Source organism: Rhodococcus sp. NPDC057135, from assembly GCF_042670865.1.
GTDB lineage: Bacteria > Actinomycetota > Actinomycetes > Mycobacteriales > Mycobacteriaceae > Rhodococcus_F.
On record NZ_JBHUUU010000024.1, the window covers coordinates 34,127 to 51,342 of the forward strand.

Below are 17,216 nucleotides of genomic sequence, written 5' to 3' on the forward strand. Positions count from 1 at the left end.
GCTCAGTCTTCCGGGCCGAAGATACGCCTTCGCACTGCCAGCAACTGAATCTCCGGACGCTCGGCCACTGCCCGTTCACAATGATCGAGAACATCGTGCAGGTGATCGACGGACGAGCTGACCACACCGACGCCCACGAGCGCACGACGCAGGCGTCCCTGCTCCCCCGCCTCCGCTGCACTCACGCCGAATCGACGGAGTTCCGTCAGGATCGGCGACAGCATCGAACGCTTTTCCTTGAGTGAGTGGACATCCCCGAAAAGGATGTCGAACTCCAGTGCCCCTACAAACATTTTCCCCCTAGACAGAGCCGAATGGACTCTCCCGGACTTGAATGTTCAAGTCCGGGAGAGTCCATGTCAGCTAGTACACACGTGCGTCCGCCCCAACGCCCGTGTCGACATAATCAGTCGCGCGGCTTCTCGCGAAGCTCGTAGCACTCGAGAACGTCACCGATCTTGATATCGGAATAGGTGACGGTCAAACCACATTCGTAGCCTTCGCGAACCTCGGTTGCGTCTTCCTTCTCCCGCTTGAGCGAGGAGATGGTGACCGTCTCGGCGACGACCTTGCTGTCGCGGATGAGACGTGCCTTGGCGTTGCGACGGATGCTGCCCGACGTGACCAAGCAACCGGCAATGTTGCCGATCTTGGACGAACGGAACATGGCGCGGATCTCTGCCTTGCCCAGCTCGACCTCTTCGTACACCGGCTTGAGCAGACCCTTGAGTGCCTTCTCGACCTCGTCGATGGCCTGGTAGATCACCGAGTAGTAGCGAATGTCGACGCCCTCGCGGTTCGCCAGCTCCGTTGCCTTGCCTTCGGCGCGGACATTGAAGCCGATGATGATCGCGTTGGACGCAGCAGCCAGGTTGACGTTGGTCTCCGTGATGCCACCGACACCGCGGTCGATGACGCGCAACTGCACCTCGTCGTCGATCGGAATTCCGAGGAGAGCCTCTTCGAGGGCCTCCACAGTTCCCGAGTTGTCACCCTTGAGGATCAAGTTCAGCTGTGAATGTTCCTTCAGAGCTGCATCGAGATCGTCGAGGCTGATGCGCTTACGGCTCTTCGCTGCAAGCGCGTTGCGCTTACGTGCGTTGCGCCGGTCTGCGATCTGGCGAGCGATACGGTCCTCGTCGACCACGAGCAGGTTGTCGCCTGCACCGGGGACCGACGTGAAGCCGATGACCTGGACCGGACGTGAAGGCAGTGCCTCGTGAACGTCCTGACCATGCTCGTCCACCATGCGGCGGACGCGGCCGTAAGCATCACCGGCGACGATCGAGTCGCCGACCCGCAGCGTTCCGCGCTGGATGAGCACGGTAGCGACGGGGCCGCGGCCACGGTCGAGGTGCGCCTCGATGGCAACACCCTGAGCGTCCATGTCCGGGTTGGCGCGCAGATCCAGGGAAGCGTCGGCCGTCAACAGCACTGCTTCGAGCAGTGCGTCGATGTTGAGGCCCTGCTTCGCCGAGATGTCGACGAACATGGTGTCTCCGCCGTATTCCTCGGCCACCAGTCCGTACTCGGTGAGCTGCTGCCGGATCTTGTCCGGGTTCGCGCCTTCCTTGTCGATCTTGTTCACCGCGACCACGATCGGCACGTCGGCCGCCTGGGCGTGGTTGATCGCTTCCACCGTCTGCGGCATGACGCCATCGTCGGCTGCGACAACAAGGATCGCGAGGTCGGTGGCCTTGGCACCACGAGCACGCATGGCCGTGAAGGCCTCGTGACCCGGGGTGTCGATGAACGTCACGAGACGCTCGTTGCCCTCGAGCTCGGTCAGCACCTGGTAGGCACCGATGTGCTGTGTGATGCCGCCGGCTTCGCCCTCACGGACATTCGCCTTACGGATCACGTCGAGCAGACGGGTCTTACCGTGGTCGACGTGGCCCATGACGGTGACCACAGGCGGACGGGACTCGAGGTCCTCTTCTCCGCCGGCGTCCTCGCCGTAGGTGAGGTCGAAGCTGTCGAGCAGCTCACGATCCTCGTCCTCCGGGCTGACGACCTGCACGACGTAGTTCATTTCGCCGCCGAGCAGCTCCAGCGTCTCGTCGTTGACCGACTGAGTTGCCGTGACCATTTCACCGAGGTTGAACAACGCCTGCACGAGTGCTGCGGGGTTCGCATCGATCTTGTCCGCGAAGTCCGACAGCGATGCGCCGCGAGCGAGACGGATGGTCTCACCGTTGCCGCGTGGCAGCCTGACGCCGCCGACTGCGGGAGCCTGCATGCTTTCGTACTCGGCGCGCTTCGCCCGCTTCGACTTACGTCCACGGCGAACTGCTCCGCCCGGACGACCGAATGCACCTGCCGCTGCGCCGCGCTGACCGGGACGGCCACCGCCGCCGGGACGACCGCGGAATCCACCGGCCGGAGCTGCTCCACCGGGAGCACCTGCACCGGCACCGGCGCCGGGAGCGCCGCCACCGCGGTATCCACCGCCGCCGCCACCCGGACGACCACCGGGAGCGCCACCGGGACGACCCGGACGTCCGCCGCCACCGGGCGCGGGACGAGCGGAACGAGCAGGCATTGCACCCGGGTTCGGGCGAGGAGGCATGGAGCCGGGGCTGGGACGGGGTCCGCCCTGGCCTGCAGGCGGACGAGGTCCACCCTGGCCGGGAGCCGGACGGGGACCGCCCTGACCCGGAGCCGGACGAGGTCCACCCTGGCCGGGAGCCGGACGGGGACCGCCCTGACCCGGAGCCGGACGAGAACCGCCCTGGCCTGCACCCGGACGCGGTGCGCCGGGAGCCGGACGAGGTGCCGGACGCTCGGCGGGAGCCGAGGAGTACGGGTTGTTACCGACGCGAGGTGCCTTCGGTCCCGGACGCGGTCCGCCGGGCTTTGCGCCGGTGGACGGTGCGGCCGGAGCCGCGGGGGCTGCCGGTGCCGACGCTGCGGGAGCAGCCGGAGCCGGGCGTGCCGGCTGTGCTGGTTTCGGAGCGTTGAACGTCGGGGTGGGGACCGGCGCCGACGGTGCTGCCGGAGCAGCGGCTGCGGGAGCCGCGGGGGCTGCCGGTGCCGGTGCTGCGGGAGCGGCCGGTGCGGGTGCGGCCGGCTTGGGGCCGGGACGCGGGGCGCCGGGCTTTGCAGCTGACGGCGACGGTGCACCGGGCTTTGCCGCGGGGCGGGCCGGAGCGGATGCGCCGGTCTCGGTCTTGGTTTCTGCTCCGCCAGCCGACGGGAATGACTCCCGCAGACGACGGGCGACGGGCGCCTCCACTGTGGATGACGCAGACTTCACGAACTCGCCTTGCTCTTTGAGCGTTGCGAGTAGTTCCTTGCTGGTGACACCGAGTTCTTTAGCCAACTCGTGCACGCGGGCCTTGCCTGCCACTGCTCTCCTCACTGATGAGGTCGAGCAGGAGGCATCCCACAGATGTGGGTCCCGCACGACCTCGGGTTATCGCCGATGGACGTTCATCGTTGGTGCTTCACGGTGTGCTCATGAGTGCTTGTGCCTGTTCTTCTCGAGAGGTACTGCTTTTGTGTGAACTGCGTCGACCAGTTGGTCGACAGCGGACGTGTCCAGATTTCCGGACACTCGCAGTGCTCTGCTGAATGCTCGGCGCCGCTCTGCCAGGCTCAGACAACTCGGATCCAGGTGCAGCCATGCACCTCGACCGGGGAGCCTTCGCGATACGTCGGGGATCAGCGGGGAACCCTCCGGCCCCTGCTCACCAACCACGACCCTCAACAGATCGACAGCCGACCCTTGTTCCCTGCACCCCACACACGTTCTGACCGGCGAACCGGGTTTCACGCGCGCAGAATCCGAGGACTCACGTCGAACCATTGTCCACTCTACCGCCGAACCGTCTCGATCACTGCATTCCACCGTTATCCGTTGGACGTGGCGGGCCGCTCGGACGCATCTCCAGCGGGTGCCGCATCGCTACGAATGTCGATACGCCAACCCGTCAACCGCGCAGCCAGGCGGGCATTTTGGCCCTCCTTTCCGATGGCCAGCGAAAGCTGGAAATCGGGCACGATGACACGGGCCGCACGAGCTTCGGGATCGACGACAGTGACGGAGACCACTTTCGACGGGGAAAGTGCGTTGCCGACAAAGGTCGCCGGATCTTCGTCGAAGTCGATGATGTCGATCTTCTCCCCCGCGAGTTCGCTCATGACGTTGCGGACGCGCTGACCCATCGGGCCGATGCACGCGCCCTTCGCGTTGAGTCCCTGCACGCGTGAGGCAACGGCGATCTTGGAACGGTGTCCCGCTTCACGCGCGACGTTGATGATCTCGACGCTGCCGTCCGCGATCTCCGGAACCTCGAGGGCGAACAATTTGCGTACCAGGTTCGGGTGGGTCCGCGACAGGGTGATCTGTGGGCCACGGGCGCCGCGAGCAACTCCGACGACGTAGCACTTGATGCGCTCACCGTGTTCGTAGTTCTCGCCGGGAACCTGTTCTGCCGGCGGCAGCAGCCCTTCTGCGCCATTGGATTCGCTGCCGATGCGAACGACGACCATTCCACGAGAGTTCGCTCGCGTGTCACGCTGGATGACACCGCCGACTATCTCACCCTCATGGGTGGAGAACTCACCGAAACTGCGCTCGTGCTCGGCGTCGCGCAGGCGCTGCAGGATGACCTGGCGTGCGGTTGTCGCCGCGATCCGGCCGAATCCTTCAGGAGTGTCGTCCCACTCCTCGCCGATCATGTTGCCATCTGCATCGGTGTCGTGCGCCATCACTCGCACGGAACCGGTCTTGATGTTGACGTCGATCCGAGCGTTCTGCTTGTGCCCCTCGGTGTGGCGATACGCCGTCAGCAGCGCGGTCTGGATCGTGGCGATCACAGTTTCGATCGAGACACCCTTTTCGGCTTCGATCGCTCGCAACGCTGCAATGTCGATATTCACTTGTCGAACCCTTCTTCGTTTTCTACGTCTTCTAATTCTGCTTCGTCGTCTTCAGCGCCGTCGACACCGACATCAGTCGCATCCGACGGGACTGCACGGCCCTCCGGGATGCCGCCCGCGAGTTCCAACTCCGCCTCGCTGGGCTTGGAGAACTCCACCTGAACGACTGCCTTCTGCACGTCGGCCAGTGCAATCTCTCGCACGCTCAGTCCGCCGCGCCCACCGATGACAACCGCAACCGAATCGTCGTTCAACGTTCCGATACGGCCCACTACGGTCTCGCCGGCCAGATCGATGCGCGCTTTACGTCCCCGGGCTCGACGCCAGTGACGCTCGAGCGTCAGCGGACGATCGATTCCCGGCGAGGTCACCTCGAGGGTGTACGGCGTTTCACCGATTTCCTCGAGACTGTCGAAGAGTTCCGAAACGAGTCTGCTGATCTCTGCGGCGGCATCGAGTTCGATCCCGGCATCGCTGTCGACCATGATGCGCACCGCGCTGTGCTTGCCCGCATTGGTCACGACTACGTCTTCGACGTCGTAACCCTGGGCGTGCACGAGTTCGGAGATCAGCTCGATCACCCTCTCCCTGGATGGCACCGGCATCTCGTGAACTCCTCATTTCAGTTGTCGTCGATTGTCCGACTTGTGTCGACGGTCGACGTGGGCGGCTGCGAGCATGAAAAGACACCAGGTGCCACATGCTGCAAGCATCCAAGAGTACCGCTCATTGCGCGTCTCCGTGACCAGAGTGCCCGACGCACGTCACAGTTGAACACGACCCGCGGATTCGAACGATCGGCCGACCACCTGGCACGATGGACTGGTGCTGACGCCCATGACCACTACCCCACTCTCCCGGCGGAGTGCGATCAAGATGACGGGAACCGCAGCAGCGTTGGGCGCTGCAGCCTTCACCTTGTCCGCCTGCACCGACGACGGCACAGCGGAGGCGGCTGCAGAAGTCGACCAGCTGACGGCCCAGGCCGAGAGAGCTCGTTCGGACGCAGCAGCGGCAACCGCCGCGATCGCTCTTGCACCGGACAAGTCGGCCTCGCTGACGACGATCAGCGCCGAACGAACAGCGCATGCACTCGAACTCGACGCCGAGATTGCGCGGGCAGCGGGCGGCGGCGCCGCTACGACCACTGCATCGCCGTCAACCTCGGCCGCGAACGCTCCTGCGGGCGTCGACACGCTGAGTACCTCGCTGGCCGATTCGGCGCGCAGTGCCGCGGACCTGGCACGGACGATGTCCGGCTATCGCGCAGGCTTGCTCGGCTCGATCAGCGCGTCGTGTTCAACCCAGGTTGCGGTGTTGCTTCCGTGATCACTTCCCACACCCGTCGATCCGAGAGCTCTGCATTGCTGACCGCCATCGAATCCGAGAATGCTGCGATCTTCGCTTACGGGGTAGTCGCCGCATTTTCGAACCCTGCCCGCGTCAACGAAGTTGCCACGCACACAGCTGCGCACCGCGCTCGACGCGATGCTCTGGTCGCACTCTCGACCGAAGCCGGCGAGACCCCGCCGACGGCCGCGGCGGCCTACGAGATTCCGTTCCCGGTCACCGATGCCGTTACTGCGGCACAACTGGCTGCACAGATCGAAGCCGACACTGCCGTGACCTACCGGGCATTTGTCGAACAGGTCGACACCGACCAACTCCGCACGTTCGGAATCGACGGCCTCACCGATGCGGCAATCCGCGGTGCCGGTTGGCGGTCCGCACTGGGAACCGCTCCGGCCACCTCAGCGTTTCCGGGGGACCCGACCATATAACTGCTGTGCGCCTTTATTAACCCCCGGCGGTTAACAAAGGCGCACAGCAGTTCTTCAGGCCTTGCGATGCGAGGGCACGAACCACGCCGCGACCACCGCGACCAACACGAAGCAACCGCCGACGCGCAGAGCGGGTGTCAGCGCATCGCCGTAGCCCAGCGGAGTGAGCGCACCGCCGGCGGCGAGGAAAACTGCGGTGAGAACTGCGATTCCCAGAGCAACACCGATCTCACGAAGCGTGGAATTCGTCGAACTGGCCGTTCCGTGATCGGGTTCGTCCATGTCGACGAGCACAGCTGTCGAACTCGGCGCGAAGGTCAAGCCCATGCCGATGCCAGCCATGAGCAGCGCCGGAACCAGCGACTCGTACGTCACGTCCGGACCGATCAACGCGGCCAACCAGAACAGGGCTCCGGCCTGGAGCAACAGCCCGGTCAGCAGGAGCGAACGGAGCCCGACCTTCGGTGCCAGAAAACCGGCGAGAGGTGCGAAGATCATCGGCGCTGCCGTCCACGGAAGCGTCCGCAGGCCTGCTTGGAACGGGCTGTAGCCCATCACGATCTGGAGGTACTGCGACAGCAGGAACACCGCCCCGAAGATACCGATCGAGAAGGTCAAACCGATGACGTTCGCCATCGAGAAGCTGCGTGAGCGGAACAGACGTAGGGGCATCACCGGATGCGACGTCTTCATCTCGCGAAGAACGAACAGCGCCAGGGCAACTGCGGAACCCACCAGCGACGCCACCACTCCGAAGGATCCCCAGCCCTCGTCGTTGCCGTGAACGATTCCCCATACCGCCAGAAACACGCCGAGCCCGGCGAGCGCGACACCGGGAAGATCGAGAGGCTGTGTGCGACCAGTCGATTCGCGCAGCGCGTACAACGCGAGAGGAACAGCGACGATCGCAACCGGCACGTTGATCCAGAAGATGCCCTGCCATGAGAACCCGTCGACTACTGCTCCACCGACAACTGGACCCATCGCGATTCCCAGTCCGGAGACTCCACCCCACACGCCGATTGCCATGGCGCGCTTGGCTTCCGGTACCGCTGCCACGAGGAGAGTGAGCGAGAGCGGCATGATCGCGGCAGCGCCGGCGCCCTGAAAAGCTCGGGCCGCGATCAGCAGGCTCGGTGTCGTCGACAACGCCGAAGCAATCGATGCCGCCGTGAACAGCCCGATCCCGAACACGAACATCTTGCGGCGCCCCCACCGATCGCCGAGCGTCGTCGCCGAAAGCATCAGCGTCGCAAAGCAGAGCGTGTACGCGTTCATGAACCACTGGAGTTGCCCGACGGACGCGTTCAGTTCCTTCTCGATCACCGGCAGCGCGCTCGTCATCACGAGGTTGTCGAGGGTGGCCATGAACATAGGCAGAGAAGCAGCAACCATCGCTATCGCGATCGGAACCTTACGTCCTCCACTGCTTTCCGACCCGGATGCGGCGTCCGATCCGGACTTCGTCAAAACGGTCATCGTGATTCCTCGAGTGAAGGTGCCTTAAGGCATCGAATGATTACTTAAGTCGAAACTAAGCTATCCGGTGATAACGTGTCAACATGTCGATCGGTGCAGCTGAACCACGTACCCGCAGGATGAGCGCACCGGAACGTCGCGCGCTCGTCCTTGCCGCGGCAACGCGAGCATTCGCAAAGGGCGGATACTCCGGAACCAGTACAGACGCCGTCGCCAAGGAAGCCGGTGTCTCGCAGCCCTACGTCGTGCGCATGTTCGGAACCAAGGCAGATCTGTTCCACGCGGTGTTCACGCGCGCGCTCGACGAAATCGTGCGCACCTTCAACGACAAATTGGATACGGTCACGATCGATCCGAGCAATCCGCAGTTCTGGGCCGAACTCGGATCCGCCTACGGCGAACTGGTTCTCGACCGAGATCTACTGCTTGTCATGTTGCACGGCTTCGCCACCAGCACCGATGATGTCGCCGCCGTGTCCCGGAACGCCATGTCCGGCATCTACACCTTGCTGCGCGAGCGCACCGGCTGCACGCCCGAGCAAGCGCGTTTGTTCATCGCGAACGGGATGCTGATCAACAATCTGCTCGCAATGATGGCGCCCGAACACGCCGAAGAAGATCCGGCCCTCGGCGAGCTCTGGGGCAGCGTCTTCAGCGACTCGACTGCGATCACGCTCACCGGCGACGAATCCTCGAGCGAAACCGACACCATTTCCTGACCGGTCACTGGGAAAAACTACACACATGTGACTGAGGACACCCTACAGTCGATCCGACATGTCTCCGGGAAACCCAGACGAAAAGGACCGACGTTGGATCTCGCACAACGCCTCGACGCGCTCGAACAGATCGAGGAAATCAAGAAGCTCAAGCACGGCTACTGGCGAGCTTGTGACGCCAAGGATCCAGTTCAGTTCCGCAACAGCTTCATCCGTTCCGGAGCGTCGATCGACTACGGCCGTCTCGGCGCGTTCGACGACGCGGGGCCGATGGCGGACATCTTCGAGAAGATCGCCCTCCGCAAGGTCGACGGCCGGTACGCGGTCCTCGACATGCATCACGGATTGCATCCCGATATCGCACTGACCTCGGAGACTTCCGCGGTAGGTCGATGGACCCTGCAGTTCCGCCAGGTCGACACCGTCGGACGCACCGAGAAGTTGATGACCGGGGAATACGACGACAAATACGTGATCGAGGACGGTGTGTGGAAAATGAGTCAATGCCACTTCACGGAGACGTGGTCGATCACCACTCCCCTGTCCCCTGACGCTGACATCGCCGAGGGTTCGTTGGGTGGGCCGCGATGACGACGAACGGAAAAGTTGCGCTCGTAACCGGTGCCAGCCGGAGCGTCGGTAAGGGCATTGCTCTCGCCCTGGGAAGCGACGGCTGGACGGTGTACGTGACGGCACGAGGAACCGTCGGCGCCGACGGCCCGCTCGATCGCACCGCAGCGGAGATCACCGAGCGCGGTGGTCACGGCATTGCCGTGCAGTGCGATCACAGCGACGATCAGCAGATCGTCGACCTGTTTGCCCGTATCGCCGACGAACAGTCCGGGCGCCTCGATCTCCTGGTCAACAACGTCTGGGCCAACCCGGCCGGCTATGCAGGCTTCGCTGATCCGTTCTGGAAGAGGCCGATCGACGATTGGGATTCGCTGATCGGGATCGGGCTACGCGCCCATTACGTTGCTTCGGTGGAAGCGGCCAAGTTGATGGTTCCCCGGGGCAGCGGAGTGATCGGCAACATCTCGTCATTCGGGACCCGCGGGTACCTGCACTCGGTGCTGTACGGCATGTCGAAGGCAGGCTTGGACAAGATGGCTGCGGACATGGCCGTCGAATTGAAGGGAACCGGCGTCACCGCGCTGTCCTTCTGGCTCGGATTGATCCGCAACGAACGCATGGAAGCGAGCGGAATCGAGAGCTTCGAAGGCTTCTCACTGGCCGAGGCCGAAACCCCCGAATTCGTCGGTCAGGTCATCACCGCGTTGGCCAACGATCCAGAAGTGAACGCGCGCAGCGGTCACACTCTGATCACCGCAGAAACGGCTGTCGAATACGGGATCACCGACGCCAACGGGAAACAACCGGCGTCACATCGCAGTGCCTTCGGCGGCGGGCCGCTTTTCTGAGCCAACTGCAGCAGTAGGCGCGTCGCGTGCCGACACAGCACGCGGCGCTGCCACTCGGGCCTTCAAAGCAAGCCAGGCGCACACGATCACGACGAGGCCACCGGCCATGATCGAGGGGGACAACGCCTCACCGAGTATCAGCGCCGACCACGCGATGCTGAGTACCGGTTGAACCAACTGTGTTTGGCTCACTGTGGAAATGGGACCGATCGCCAGGCCCCGGTACCAGGGGAAGAACCCGAGAAACATACTCACGCACCCCAGGTAGGCAAACGAAAGCCACGAGTTCGTATCGGCAGAGACCGGGGCCTGTGCCATGGACACCACCGTCAACGCAATCGTTACCGGCAGTCCGAGAATCAATGCCCAGGCAATCGTCTGCCACGAGCCGATCTCGCGAGCCAGCAACGCACCTTCCGAATATGCCAGCGCTGCACAGACAACCGCGGCGAACAGAAGAAGGTCAGCGAGATGGAACGAGCCGAGTCCACCGTTTGCGACGGCCACGAACCCTACGACGGACACCGCACCGGCGGCGCTTGCCCACCAGAATCCCGGACTGGGGCGCTCTTTTCCTCGAACGACGGCAAAAACCGCAGTAGCCGCGGGAAGTAGACCGATCACCACCGCCGCGTGACTTGCCGGCGATGTCTGCAACGCAAACGTGGTGAACAGTGAAAACCCCAGAACCGCGCCAACGGTCACGAGTGCGATCCGCAACCATTGCCGAAGCGTCGGAAGCGTCGCGCGAGTTACCGAAAGCATCACAATCGCAAGGACTCCGGCAACGACGGCGCGGCCCGCACCGACAAACAAGGGGTCGAGATCCGCGACGGCGACTCTCGTGAGCGGAACGGTGAACGAGAACGCCAGCACTCCGAGCAAGCCCCACCACAAACCGGATCGAGACGATGTCGTCGGTAGCAGTGCCTGCGGCGTGACGATAGCGCTACTCTTGATACTCATGTTTTACGATAGCAGTAGCGCACCAACCTGCGAAACTGATATTTCAGATGCGTACCCGTGTGCAGGAGATCGAAATTGCACCGAGCAGACCGACAAGCGCGAATGCGTAGAAGCCCCACGGCACGGCGTAACCCGCACCCAGGAGAACTCCGCCCAGAATCGGGCCACAGATCGCACCGACCCGACCGACACCGGCCGACCATCCGAGCGCTGTCGCGCGAATTTGAGGAGGATGATTGGCGCTGGTGAAGGCGTAGACCAACACCTGTGCACTGAACACGAAGCATCCGGCGAGAAAGACCATCACGTAGATCCCGAACGACACCTTCACACTCAGAAGTGCCAGGAACAATGCCGCTCCGGCGAACCACACGATGGCGGCGGTACGCGGGCCGATCTTGTTCGCGACGCCCCCGGCGATCAAGAGTCCGACGACGGCGCCGGCATTGAGGATCAGAAGGAACGTCAACGACGCCCCGAGGTTGTATCCGGCCTCACGCATGATTGTCGGAAGCCACGTGTTCAATCCGTAGACGAGCAGCAAGCCCATGAAACTGGTGATCCAGATGGCGATGCTGTTGCGCAGGAACTTCGAAGAGAACAGTGCGCGAACGGGATTGGCAGCTTCTGCGCGCCCAGCTTCAGACGTAGGCGCGGCCTCGAGTGCGACTCCGTAGCGGGCAGCGATTTCCTCGGCTTCGGCACGCTTTCCGTGAGCGAGAAGGTACGACGGAGATTCCGGCAGGTACCGCAGCATGAGCGGAATCAGGACGACGGCCGGAAGTGCGCCGACAACGAACATCGCTCGCCAACCGAAAGGTTCGATCACAACTAGCGCCAGCGCGGCGGTGGCAACGGCGCCGACGTGATAGCCGGTCATCAGCATGGTCGACGCAGACCCGCCGCCTTGCTTCTTCGAGAATTCGTTGACCAGAGCCAATGCCGTCGGCAGGGCGCCACCCAGTCCCACACCGGCCAGGAAGCGCAGCAGACCGAAGATGAAGGGGTTCGGCGCAATTGCGCACAACAGAGTGAGAATCGAGAAGGCAGCAACGGCGTACAGCAGTGCGCGGCGTCGACCGATGACGTCGGTGAGGGTGCCGATGACGAGGGCGCCGATGGTCATGCCGATGAGCCCGAAGGTCGAGATCATCGTAATCGTGCCTGTGCTCAATCCCCATGCGTCATAGTCGAGAAGCGAAGGAATCACCGCGCCGAGTACGACCAGGTCGAATCCGTCCAGGAGCACAGCGATCCAACACAACGGTGCTACCCACATTGCGGCACTCACCCGACGCGAACCGGTGGTTGAACTCGACTGCGTATGCGGTGCGGTCATCGGATCCTCGACATTCACTGCTTGTGGGCATTCACCGATGCTTCAGATCTGCTTGCCTGGACTGATCTGTTCGTATTGCGAACGCCTGTTCATAATGAGCACATCGATTGTGTACGGAGTCACAACGCCATGTCAAACGTCGCGGTAATCTCGAGGAATGGCACTCTCCGAAAATGAGCGTGAACAGTTTCTGTCCGAGCCCCACATCGGGGCGCTGTCTGTATCGGACGGTCCCGAGCGCGGCCCGTTGACCGTCCCGATCTGGTACCTGTACTCACCCGGCGGCAAACCGTGGATCCTCACGGGAAAGGATTCGCGAAAAGCGCAGCTCATCTCGTCGGCCGGTCATTTCTCGTTGATGGCCGAAAGGCTTGACCCGACAATCCGTTACGTCAGTGTCAGCGGATCCGTCGACAAGATCGTTCCGGGCACCGACGAGATGCTGGTCGAAGTCTCGCGGCGCTACCTGACTCCGGACAAGGTCGACGGATACCTCGAATTCGCACGATCTCAGTTGGGCGAGCAGGTAGCGATCTTCATGGACCCGCAGCATTGGCTGTCCGCGGACCTCGGGGCCCTCTGACAACAACCGGAACCCGAAAGGCTCGGCGCGCCGGAGTGGCGCGCCGAGCCTGACCTGCATGTGGAGGGCTCTCGATATCAGCTCTCGGTGAAGAAACGCACCCGGTTAATGCGATGACCGCTCGCCTCGAAGCCGAACAGTGCGATGGCTGGTTCCCCGCACACGATGACGCTCGCCGTCACAGTTCGACCGGCAACCAACATCTTGCTCTTCGTCACGCCCGTCAGCAGGGCGTTGACATCTGCGTTGGACAACTGTGTGCCCGCCGGAAGCTCGACGGGTACCGGCGGCGTCCGGCCCACGGCGGCCGCATCGAGGAACCGTGACGCTGCCTTCTTGCCTTTGTCTCCAACTCCGAAGATGCCGCGTGAGAACCCGAGCGCCCCGCCGATCCCCTGGTTCGAGAGCAGCTGCGGGGTCAACTTCGCGGCCGCCTTCACCCCTGCCACACCGGCAGTAGCGAGCTGGCTCAACATCGTCGCCAATTCCCAATGCGCATAAAGGGTTCCGATCCGCAAGGAATCGGGCTCCCCCACCAAGTCGTAACGCAAGTGCATCGGAACGTCGAGAACGACTCCGGTCGACATTTCGGTAGCGAGGCTCAGATCGCGCCACACCGTCCGGCCGCACACGATGTCGCGCTCGACATGGAAAGTGATCGAATTGGGGGCGATGAACGTGTCGTAGAAGCTTTCGATCGCCGCCTGACCGTTGTGCGGACGCGAACCAACAGGGTCGTTGATCTGCCCGTCGCCGGCAAAGAGGGCAACCCACGTCGAGCGGTCATGCGCGCCGACGGCTTTCGGAGATCCCTCCACGACGGTCATCAACTGCTCGCGCGTCACCGGGGCGGTCATGCGCGCATCTCGTACGCACCGTCGTACGCCTTGACCTGCTGCCACACCCGGTCGAAGCGTTCGCCGTCGACCACGGGCTTACGCACCGCGGCCAGTGCCCATTGCTGCTGCTCCGGCGTCGACGAGGGCTTTCCGTGCAGTGCGATCGCGTATCCCGAGAAGTCGCGGATCTGGAAGTCGAAGATCTGATCGACAACGTCGACGTCGAGTCCGGTGATCTCGGCCTGCTCGAGAATCAGATGACCGTACACGACGAGGGAGAACAGGTGCCCGACGTTGAGCATGAAATCGAGATCCTTCTGCTGCTGCGCGTCCGGCGCTGCAGCAGTGAGCAATTCGGTGAGCGCGATCGCCTGCTCGTAGAAACGAGCGACGTTCGGAATCGAAGAGTGCTTCTCGTAGACGGGCTTCCACTCGTGGAACTGGATCTTCGCAGCGCCGCGGGTAGGCCCCTGGTTCCAGAAGAACTCGTCGTCGGCGGCGTCGTCGCGAGTGACGACCTCCGGGAACTCCGCCGCGTTGAACAAATAGTTCGGCAAGAACTTGAGGATCAGACCGACGTTGACGTGAACGGTGCCCTCGAGCTTGGGCAGTGTGCCGATCATCTGTGCTGCCTCGCGGAAGTACGTGGACTTCTCGTAACCCTTGGCCGCGATCACGTCGTGCAGCAACCCGACCACCTTCTCACCTTCGGAGGTGACCTTGGCCTTGGTCATGGGGTTGAACAGCAGGTAGCGACGGTCCTCGAGGCTGGCACTGCGGAAGTAGTCGACCGCCCGCGCACTGAACTGCTTCATCGCGACCAAACGTGAATACGCGTCGACGAAGGCGGCGCGAACGTGGGCGAAGTCCGTGACCGGGTTGCCGTAGAGAATTCGATTCTGCGCGTGAGTGATTGCCTCGAAGAACGCATGCTCGGTAATCCCGATGGAGCCGGTGCAGAGGTTGAACTTTCCGACGTTGACCGTGTTGAGTGCGGCCTCGAATGCGGCGACGCCGGTGTGCAGAATGTCTTCCTCACGCACCGGGTAGTCCTCGAGGCGGAAGTTGCTGACATACATCTGCCCGCGCAGAACGTTATCCACGAGCTGATAGTTCGGATGTGCGCTGTCGGCGACGAAGAACACGTAGCCTTCGGGACCCTCGACATCCGTACGACGCCCGAACACGGACACCATGCCTGCGACGTTGCCGTTTCCGATGTAGTACTTTTCGCCGCTCGCACGGAAGACGACGTCACCGTCGGCGGGAGTCAGAAGCATGTCGGTGGAGTAGACGTCGGCCCCGTGATCGCGCTCGGACAGCCCGAACGCCATGACACCACCGTCGGCAAGCTCCTGTGCTGCGCGCTTCTTCGCAGCGTCGTTGTCACTCATCCAGATCGGTCCGAGTCCGAGGATCGTGACCTGCCACGCGTACCAGTACGCGAGCCCGTAGAAACCGAATATCTCACTCAAGGCTGCGTTGCGTGCACCGTCCCAACGACGGTTCTCGTCACCGTCGGCAAATGCCGCCGGAGTCTGGAACGTCGCGAACAACTTCTCCTTGCCGACGAACTCGAGAAAGTCGGAGACCCACACGGCGTCGAGGTCATCCTGAAGGAGTTGCTTCTTGCCGCGGCTCTCGAACCACTCGATGGTGGCTCGGAGCAGGCGGCGGGTCTCAGGATCGAACTGAGCGGGGTCGTAAGTATGGGGGTTGAAGAGCAGTCCATCGGTGCCAGACACGTCATTACCTTTCGTCGATGACGCTAAACTACCAGCGGGTAACTTTCCGCGGTGCGATTCATGGAAGACCTGCGATTCTTCGCGAATGCCACAGGTCCATCGGGTTCCACGTACCGGCCCGAGCACGCGTGATCGGGTAGCACGCCAACCCGAGCAACAACGCGGACATGTGACCGATGGCGGTGAAATTGGTGGCAAAAATCAGAGGTACCCCGTAGAAGAGCAACAAACCCGCGAGATAGAAGTACCGCCACGGATCGACGATGCGGTACACCAGAATCCCCATGACGCCGGCCAGACCGTAGCTCACACCCACGTCGAGAGTGTTGACCGCGGACTCCGCCACGTAGCCGTGCCGAATACCTTCGTACAGAACACCTTCGCTGATATACGTGGCTCCGACGTGGGCAATGACGACAACACACAACCACCGCCACGTCCCGAGCCAACGCTCAGCTGTGGCATGAAAGATCGTGAACAGCACCAGGTATCCCAACCATCCGCCACCCTCGAGCCAGAAGGCGCTCGAAAACAGGACTCGTAGCGGGTCTTCGGCGAGGTGATGCAGATTGGTCGAGCGCTTGCCGAGAAATCGTTCCTCGACGTTATCGGGCAGATGCCGCAGGAACAGTGTGGTGAACAGCAAGGCCAACAGCCAGACATACGTACCGGGTGCACTGCGCACCCACCGCCACGCCGCTTTTGCTGCCCCCAGCATCCTCACCGCTTCGAGTCTGCGCTCACTCGTTCACTACTGCAACGGCAAACCCGTCCCACCCCTTCGAACCCACGGTTTGAATGGCAGTGCCGTCGAGCTTCGGTTCGGCCGCGATCATCTCCAACACTGCTCGACTCGCTTTGACGCGCTCGTCGTCGATATCCGGGTTGGACACATGTCCCCCACGCACCACGTTGTCCACGATGATGACCGTTCCGGGATGCGAGAGGGCCAAAGCCCACCGCACGTACTCGGTGTTGTTCTCCTTGTCGGCGTCGATGAAGACCAAGTCGAAAGGTCCCAACTCCTCCTTCGCGATCGACGGAAGACTGTCGAGAGCCGCGCCGACGCGAATGTCGACCCGGTCCGCCACGCCGGCCCGCTCGATATTCGACCGCGCGACGTCCGCATGGGTGGGATCGAATTCCAACGTGATGACCTGGCCCGAGGGACCCACCGCGCGAGCGAGCCAGATTGTGCTGTACCCGCCGAGTGTTCCGATCTCGAGGACATTGCGCGCCAAGCACATTCGCGCCAAAAGATTGAGGAGCTTGCCCTGGTTCGGTGCCACGTCGATGGGCGGGAGACCGGCCTCGGAATTCGCGGCGAGGGCCGCGTCGAGAACCGGATCTTCACCTATCAACGTGGAAACGAGATAGCCGTCGACTTCTGCCCAATCCGGTTCGCGTTCCATAGGGTCGATTGTGGCAGAAAAGAAGGGCCGCCGCAGACACCTCGGAAG

The 17,216-nt window shown here is 62.8% G+C and carries 18 protein-coding genes; 6 read left to right on the plus strand and 12 right to left on the minus strand.

The window, feature by feature from the left end:
• Positions 1-2 precede the first annotated feature (2 nt).
• From ACFT1A_RS29830 to rimP, 5 genes are all read right to left on the minus strand, one after another.
• Positions 3-293 carry a DUF503 domain-containing protein gene (locus ACFT1A_RS29830; protein ID WP_003942205.1) on the minus strand — a complete coding sequence of 97 codons (291 nt, stop codon included), beginning with the start codon at positions 291-293 and terminating at the stop codon, positions 3-5.
• A 113-nt stretch (positions 294-406) separates the two neighbouring features.
• The gene (gene infB / locus ACFT1A_RS29835; protein WP_378449954.1) at positions 407-3,349 is read right to left on the minus strand and encodes a translation initiation factor IF-2; all 2,943 of its coding nucleotides are present in this window, start codon (positions 3,347-3,349) and stop codon (positions 407-409) included.
• A 108-nt stretch (positions 3,350-3,457) separates the two neighbouring features.
• Complete coding sequence (locus ACFT1A_RS29840; protein ID WP_095970750.1) at positions 3,458-3,808, minus strand: YlxR family protein; 351 nt, start codon at positions 3,806-3,808, stop codon at positions 3,458-3,460.
• A 44-nt stretch (positions 3,809-3,852) separates the two neighbouring features.
• Positions 3,853-4,884: a transcription termination factor NusA gene (nusA, locus tag ACFT1A_RS29845; RefSeq protein ID WP_283303835.1), complete on the minus strand. Its 1,032-nt coding sequence runs from the start codon at positions 4,882-4,884 to the stop codon at positions 3,853-3,855.
• Positions 4,881-5,489, minus strand: a complete 609-nt coding sequence (gene rimP, locus ACFT1A_RS29850; RefSeq protein ID WP_378449955.1) for a ribosome maturation factor RimP — start codon at positions 5,487-5,489, stop codon at positions 4,881-4,883. The genes nusA and rimP overlap by 4 nt, the downstream gene beginning before the upstream one ends.
• 271 nt (positions 5,490-5,760) lie before the next feature.
• Between rimP and ACFT1A_RS29855 the strand changes: the two genes are divergently transcribed.
• Together ACFT1A_RS29855 and ACFT1A_RS29860 are read left to right on the plus strand one after the other, a co-directional pair.
• Positions 5,761-6,213 (plus strand): hypothetical protein, encoded by a 453-nt coding sequence (locus tag ACFT1A_RS29855; RefSeq protein WP_378449967.1) that lies wholly within the window; start codon positions 5,761-5,763, stop codon positions 6,211-6,213.
• The gene (locus ACFT1A_RS29860) at positions 6,210-6,665 is read left to right on the plus strand and encodes a ferritin-like domain-containing protein (protein WP_378449956.1); all 456 of its coding nucleotides are present in this window, start codon (positions 6,210-6,212) and stop codon (positions 6,663-6,665) included. The genes ACFT1A_RS29855 and ACFT1A_RS29860 overlap by 4 nt, the downstream gene beginning before the upstream one ends.
• 54 nt (positions 6,666-6,719) lie before the next feature.
• On the opposite strand, the gene ACFT1A_RS29865 is transcribed toward ACFT1A_RS29860, so the two are convergent.
• Positions 6,720-8,144: an MFS transporter gene (locus tag ACFT1A_RS29865; RefSeq protein WP_378449957.1), complete on the minus strand. Its 1,425-nt coding sequence runs from the start codon at positions 8,142-8,144 to the stop codon at positions 6,720-6,722.
• A gap of 83 nt (positions 8,145-8,227) precedes the next feature.
• Between ACFT1A_RS29865 and ACFT1A_RS29870 the strand changes: the two genes are divergently transcribed.
• From ACFT1A_RS29870 to ACFT1A_RS29880, 3 genes are all read left to right on the plus strand, one after another.
• Positions 8,228-8,863: a TetR/AcrR family transcriptional regulator gene (locus ACFT1A_RS29870; RefSeq protein WP_378449958.1), complete on the plus strand. Its 636-nt coding sequence runs from the start codon at positions 8,228-8,230 to the stop codon at positions 8,861-8,863.
• Between the two features lie 93 nt (positions 8,864-8,956).
• Positions 8,957-9,454 (plus strand): nuclear transport factor 2 family protein, encoded by a 498-nt coding sequence (locus ACFT1A_RS29875; protein ID WP_019748058.1) that lies wholly within the window; start codon positions 8,957-8,959, stop codon positions 9,452-9,454.
• Complete coding sequence (locus tag ACFT1A_RS29880) at positions 9,451-10,284, plus strand: SDR family NAD(P)-dependent oxidoreductase (protein ID WP_378449959.1); 834 nt, start codon at positions 9,451-9,453, stop codon at positions 10,282-10,284. The genes ACFT1A_RS29875 and ACFT1A_RS29880 overlap by 4 nt, the downstream gene beginning before the upstream one ends.
• On the opposite strand, the gene ACFT1A_RS29885 is transcribed toward ACFT1A_RS29880, so the two are convergent.
• Positions 10,246-11,250 (minus strand): DMT family transporter, encoded by a 1,005-nt coding sequence (locus tag ACFT1A_RS29885; protein ID WP_378449960.1) that lies wholly within the window; start codon positions 11,248-11,250, stop codon positions 10,246-10,248. The two genes, ACFT1A_RS29880 and ACFT1A_RS29885, sit on opposite strands and share 39 nt — an antisense overlap.
• A gap of 43 nt (positions 11,251-11,293) precedes the next feature.
• Positions 11,294-12,589: an MFS transporter gene (locus ACFT1A_RS29890; RefSeq protein ID WP_378449961.1), complete on the minus strand. Its 1,296-nt coding sequence runs from the start codon at positions 12,587-12,589 to the stop codon at positions 11,294-11,296.
• Positions 12,590-12,746: 157 nt separating this feature from the next.
• Between ACFT1A_RS29890 and ACFT1A_RS29895 the strand changes: the two genes are divergently transcribed.
• Positions 12,747-13,172 (plus strand): pyridoxamine 5'-phosphate oxidase family protein, encoded by a 426-nt coding sequence (locus ACFT1A_RS29895; RefSeq protein ID WP_378449962.1) that lies wholly within the window; start codon positions 12,747-12,749, stop codon positions 13,170-13,172.
• Between the two features lie 77 nt (positions 13,173-13,249).
• Here ACFT1A_RS29895 and ACFT1A_RS29900 read toward each other — a convergent pair whose 3' ends face one another.
• The 4 genes from ACFT1A_RS29900 to ACFT1A_RS29915 are packed head-to-tail and all read right to left on the minus strand — an operon-like array spanning position 13,250 to position 17,168.
• Positions 13,250-14,029 carry a nuclear transport factor 2 family protein gene (locus ACFT1A_RS29900; protein ID WP_378449963.1) on the minus strand — a complete coding sequence of 260 codons (780 nt, stop codon included), beginning with the start codon at positions 14,027-14,029 and terminating at the stop codon, positions 13,250-13,252.
• Entirely contained in the window at positions 14,026-15,756 is a 1,731-nt protein-coding gene (locus ACFT1A_RS29905) for an acyl-CoA dehydrogenase family protein (RefSeq protein WP_378449964.1), read from the minus strand. The genes ACFT1A_RS29900 and ACFT1A_RS29905 overlap by 4 nt, the downstream gene beginning before the upstream one ends.
• Before the next feature lie 58 nt (positions 15,757-15,814).
• Positions 15,815-16,474 (minus strand): rhomboid-like protein, encoded by a 660-nt coding sequence (locus tag ACFT1A_RS29910; RefSeq protein WP_378449968.1) that lies wholly within the window; start codon positions 16,472-16,474, stop codon positions 15,815-15,817.
• A gap of 22 nt (positions 16,475-16,496) precedes the next feature.
• Positions 16,497-17,168 (minus strand): O-methyltransferase, encoded by a 672-nt coding sequence (locus ACFT1A_RS29915; RefSeq protein ID WP_378449965.1) that lies wholly within the window; start codon positions 17,166-17,168, stop codon positions 16,497-16,499.
• Positions 17,169-17,216: the final 48 nt, after the last annotated feature.

Coding starts and splice junctions, on each gene's coding strand:
- ACFT1A_RS29830 (WP_003942205.1), bottom strand. CDS start 293: ATGTTTGTAGGGGCACTGGAGTTCGACATCCTTTTCGGGGATGTCCAC.
- ACFT1A_RS29840 (WP_095970750.1), bottom strand. CDS start 3,808: ATGGTTCGACGTGAGTCCTCGGATTCTGCGCGCGTGAAACCCGGTTCG.
- rimP (WP_378449955.1), bottom strand. CDS start 5,489: ATGCCGGTGCCATCCAGGGAGAGGGTGATCGAGCTGATCTCCGAACTC.
- ACFT1A_RS29855 (WP_378449967.1), top strand. CDS start 5,761: ATGACGGGAACCGCAGCAGCGTTGGGCGCTGCAGCCTTCACCTTGTCC.
- ACFT1A_RS29865 (WP_378449957.1), bottom strand. CDS start 8,144: ATGACCGTTTTGACGAAGTCCGGATCGGACGCCGCATCCGGGTCGGAA.
- ACFT1A_RS29870 (WP_378449958.1), top strand. CDS start 8,228: ATGTCGATCGGTGCAGCTGAACCACGTACCCGCAGGATGAGCGCACCG.
- ACFT1A_RS29880 (WP_378449959.1), top strand. CDS start 9,451: ATGACGACGAACGGAAAAGTTGCGCTCGTAACCGGTGCCAGCCGGAGC.
- ACFT1A_RS29885 (WP_378449960.1), bottom strand. CDS start 11,250: ATGAGTATCAAGAGTAGCGCTATCGTCACGCCGCAGGCACTGCTACCG.
- ACFT1A_RS29890 (WP_378449961.1), bottom strand. CDS start 12,589: ATGACCGCACCGCATACGCAGTCGAGTTCAACCACCGGTTCGCGTCGG.
- ACFT1A_RS29895 (WP_378449962.1), top strand. CDS start 12,747: ATGGCACTCTCCGAAAATGAGCGTGAACAGTTTCTGTCCGAGCCCCAC.
- ACFT1A_RS29900 (WP_378449963.1), bottom strand. CDS start 14,029: ATGACCGCCCCGGTGACGCGCGAGCAGTTGATGACCGTCGTGGAGGGA.
- ACFT1A_RS29910 (WP_378449968.1), bottom strand. CDS start 16,474: ATGCTGGGGGCAGCAAAAGCGGCGTGGCGGTGGGTGCGCAGTGCACCC.
- ACFT1A_RS29915 (WP_378449965.1), bottom strand. CDS start 17,168: ATGGAACGCGAACCGGATTGGGCAGAAGTCGACGGCTATCTCGTTTCC.